Origin of the sequence: Kitasatospora sp. NPDC001539, from assembly GCF_040298565.1 — a bacterium.
Classification (GTDB): domain Bacteria; phylum Actinomycetota; class Actinomycetes; order Streptomycetales; family Streptomycetaceae; genus Kitasatospora.
The window spans coordinates 1-2,004 of the sequence record NZ_JBEPAK010000458.1; the positions used below are offsets into that span (position 1 = coordinate 1).

A 2,004-nucleotide genomic window follows, 5' to 3' on the forward strand; every position below is an offset into this window, starting at 1 on the left:
GCCGCCTGGCCGCCGACGGCGCCACCGTGATCGGCGCGGACATCGACGCCCAGCGACTGGACTCGGCACTCGACGCCACCCGCGTCGCGGTCCGCGGCGCCAAGGTCAGCGGCCAGGTGATCGACCTCCTCGACCCGCAGGAGGTCCACGACTGGGCCGACCACCTGGAGGCCGAGCACGGCCACGTCGACGGCCTGTTCCACCTGGTGGGCGGCTGGCGCGGCAGCAAGACCTTCTTCGACACCCGCCTGGACGACTGGGACTTCCTGCACGACACCGTCGTGCGGACCCTCCAGCACACCTCGCTGGCCTTCCAGCCCGCGCTGGTCCGCAGCCAGGCCGGCCGCTACGCGATGATCTCCGCCTCGGCCGCGCACAAGCCCACCGCGGGCGGCGCCGCCTACGCGGCCGCCAAGGCCGCCACCGAGGCCTGGACCCTCGCCATGGCCGACTCCTTCAAGAAGGAGACCACCTCCCCGGACGGTGAGCCCACCGCGGCGGCTGCCATCCTGGTGATCAAGGCGTTGGTCAGTCCCGAGATGCGGGCCGAGAAGCCGGAGGCGAAGTTCGCCGGCTTCACCGACACCGCCGACCTCGCCGGCCACCTGGCGGGCCTCTGGGACCGCCCCGCAGCAGAACTGAACGGACAGCACCTGTGGCTGACAGCCCGATGACCGAGCTCACCCGAACGGACGCGGTACGGCGGCACGACCCCGCCGTCCGCGGCTTCGCCAGCGACAACTACGCCGGCGTCCACCCGGAGGTCCTCGCCGCGATCGCCCTCGCCAACGGCGGCCACCAGGTCGCCTACGGCGAGGACGACTACACGGCGCACCTCCAGGACGTCTTCCGCCGCCACTTCGGCGACAAGGCCGAGGCGTACCCCGTCTTCAACGGCACCGGCGCCAACGTGGTCGCCCTCCAGGCGCTCCTGCCGCGCTGGGGCGCCGTGGTCTGCGCCGAGACCGCCCACATCCACGTGGACGAGGGCGGCGCCCCGGAGAAGATGGGCGGCATCAAGCTGCTCACCGTCCCCACGCCGGACGGCAAGCTCACCCCCGAGCTGCTCGACCAGCAGGCCTGGGGCTTCGGGGACGAGCACCGCGCGCAGCCGCTCGCGGTCTCCATCACCCAGAGCACCGAGCTCGGCACCCTCTACACCGCCGACGAGATCCGCGCGATCACCGAGCACGCCCACGAGCTGGGCATGCTGGTCCACGTCGACGGCTCCCGCCTGGCCAACGCGGCCGCCTCGCTCGGCCTGCCGCTGCGCGCCTTCACCACCGACGTGGGCGTGGACGTCCTCTCCTTCGGCGGCACGAAGAACGGTCTGCTCTTCGGCGAGGCCGTGGTGGTGCTCAACCCGGAGCGGGTGCGCAACATCAAGTACCTCCGCAAGACCTCGATGCAGCTCGCCTCGAAGATGCGCTTCCTCTCGGTGCAGTTCGAAGCGCTGCTCTCGGGCGACCTCTACCTGCGCAACGCCGCCCACGCCAACGCTATGGCCAGCCGGCTGGAGGCGGCGGTCCGCAAGATCGACGGCGTCGAGGTCGTTCGCCCCGTCCAGGCGAACGCGGTCTTCGCCGTCCTCCCGCGCGAGGTGAGCGAGCGGCTGCAGAAGCGTTACCGCTTCTACTTCTGGAACGAGCACACCGGAGAAGTCCGCTGGATGTGCGCGTACGACACCTCGGAGGCCGACATCGACGCCTTCGCGGCGGCCATCGCCGAGGAGATGGGCCGCGCCTGACGGCCCGCCGACCGCTGATCGTCCCGTCCCGCGACTGCGGGGCGGGACGATTTGCACGGGGCGGGCCGGTGCCCGTACAGTTCCGGAGTCGCCGCGGGAGACCGGGCGACAAGGCGGAAAGCGAATCCGATGAATGAAACTCCGGAAAACGGAGCGGAAAACATCTGATAAGCTGGAAACACGAAAGAACGAAGCGCCCGGAGGGCCCGCTGGAAGGCGGCCTGAAGGAAGTGTCCGTTCCTTGAGAACTCAACAGC

At 70.6% G+C, this 2,004-nt stretch carries 2 protein-coding genes; both read left to right on the forward strand.

Translation table 11 applies throughout. The features are described from left to right. Positions 1-674: SDR family NAD(P)-dependent oxidoreductase (locus ABT247_RS33225; protein WP_350750281.1), on the forward strand; the 674-nt coding region annotated here is incomplete at its 5' end. After that, positions 671-1,747, forward strand: coding sequence for a threonine aldolase family protein (locus ABT247_RS33230; RefSeq protein WP_350750283.1), 1,077 nt, complete (start codon positions 671-673; stop codon positions 1,745-1,747). The genes ABT247_RS33225 and ABT247_RS33230, both read left to right, overlap by 4 nt. The last annotated feature ends 257 nt before the right edge of the window (positions 1,748-2,004 follow it).